Source organism: Streptomyces sp. NPDC002690 (assembly GCF_053592415.1).
On record NZ_JBSFVR010000676.1, the window covers coordinates 1 to 1,811 of the forward strand.

2 protein-coding genes and 1 pseudogene are annotated in these 1,811 nt (G+C 70.7%); all 3 read right to left on the minus strand.

Annotation, left to right across the window (positions count from 1 at the left end):
* Positions 1 to 88, minus strand: a pseudogene (locus ACWD3D_RS36590) (ATP-binding protein); the annotation flags it as partial.
* Between the two features lie 280 nt (positions 89 to 368).
* Positions 369 to 1,397 carry a LysR family transcriptional regulator gene (locus ACWD3D_RS36595; protein WP_451464960.1) on the minus strand — a complete coding sequence of 343 codons (1,029 nt, stop codon included), beginning with the start codon at positions 1,395 to 1,397 and terminating at the stop codon, positions 369 to 371.
* Positions 1,398 to 1,503: 106 nt separating this feature from the next.
* The coding region (locus tag ACWD3D_RS36600) for a hypothetical protein (protein ID WP_451464961.1) at positions 1,504 to 1,811 on the minus strand (308 nt) is incomplete at its 5' end.

Below are 1,811 nucleotides of genomic sequence, written 5' to 3' on the forward strand. Positions count from 1 at the left end.
CGGTGTGCTCCACGTCGCAGGTGCCGCCCGCCTCGGCGGTGATCTCCTTAACGAGCAGCAGCCCCCGGCCGCCCGTCTGGGCGTGGTCGGCCCCGGGGCGCACGCCGACTGGAGGCGGTCCCTCGTTCCTGGCGAGCGGGCGACGGCGACTACGGCACCTCGCCGCGTCACCGGGACGTCCGCCACGACCCCCGGCCGCGTCACCGGAACGTCCGCCACGACCCTCGTCCGTGCGTATGCCGCACGTGGCCACTCCTCTCCTGACGCACCGCGCCTGACCCCGCGCACCGGTCCGCCGCGACCCGCGTTCCGGCCGTTGGGTGTTGACGAATGGCTGACGGAGCCGTTGGCGGAGTGGTTTGGCAAAGCTATTCGGCGAAGAACCCCCAGCCCCTCTCGCCGGCCACCTGCTGGAGCACGCGCGCCGCGTGGCTGTCGCCGGCCGCGGTCACCGCGAGACGCTCGCGCGGCGGCCTGCTGGTGGGAAGCGGTCGCCACACCAGATGCGGCTCCCGCTCCACGGCACGGCGGGGTCGCAGCGCCACCAGGTCGGAGGTCGTCTGCAGCGCGTGCAGGAACAGGGCGTGCTGGTCCTGGTCGACCGGGTGGAGCACCGAATTCCAGCCCAACCGCGCCAGATGGGCGGGGACCGTGTCCGCGAACCCGGGCGCGCATCCCTCGTCGTACCAGAGCAGGCGCTGGCGCGCGAGGTCGCTCCAGGTCGGTTCCGTACGTGCGGCGAGCGTGTGCTCCCGCGCCATGACGACGCCGAGCGGTTCGTCCCAGACCACGGCGGCAACCAGGTGCGGCGAGAGGATCGGCATGCGCACGATGCCGAAGGAGAGTTCTCCCCTCCTCAGCAGGTCGTCCTGGTCGGCCACTGGGACCGAGCGCATCCGCAGCCGCACCCCGGGGTCGCACCCGCCCTGCGGACCGCCGCCGGGCAGCCCGCTCTGCACTTCGATGAGCACGTCGGCGGGGACCCCGCCGCAGACGCCTACGGACCAGACCTGCGGGGCGGGGGACACGGCCGCGATGGCCGAGCGCAGCTGGCCGGGAATTCCCTGGATTTCCCGGAGGAAAGCCCGGCCGCCAGCCGTGAGTTCAACCCCGCGCGAACTACGGATGAACAGCGCGGCTCCCACGCGCTTTTCCAGTCGGCGTATTTGCTGACTGAGGCTCGGTTGCGAGATGCGGAGTTGTTGGGCGGCAGCCGATACGGTCCCGCTGCGTACCACTGTGAGGAAATACCGGAGATGCCTCATGTCGAAGTCGTCGACATCCTGCGCGTCGGACACCGCGCGATGGACGGCGTCGGTCACCGCGTCCGGCATGTCGTAGCCAGGACCGGCCCCCACCGGGGCGCGTTGGCCCGCCCACTCGTCAAGCACGCTCATCCACTTCCTCCAAAGTGTCGCCGCTCCTGCCCCGCAGGAGCGTGCCCAGTCGGCTCCACGTGCACTGCTCGCAGCATGGCAGTAAATTCCTTCTCGAAGGTATTTTTTACGCACCCGAAACGGCATCGTCTTCTCCGAGTCCCGCCACCGACACCTGATGGGCGGACAACGCCGTGAAGAGGAGCCGCCAGAGCGGCTCCACCACGGGAGTCCCCTCACACGCGCCGCTCTGGGCGGGCGCGTGCAGCAGCCCGTAGATCACCGTCATCAGCAGGTGGGCGACGAGGCTCGGCGAGTACGCCGGAAAATCGCTGTCGCGCTGCGCTCGGCGCACCAGGGCCACCAGGGCGTTCTGCACATCGGTGAGCACGTCGGCGAAGGCGCAGCCGAAAGCCGGGCACTCGGACGCGAGGC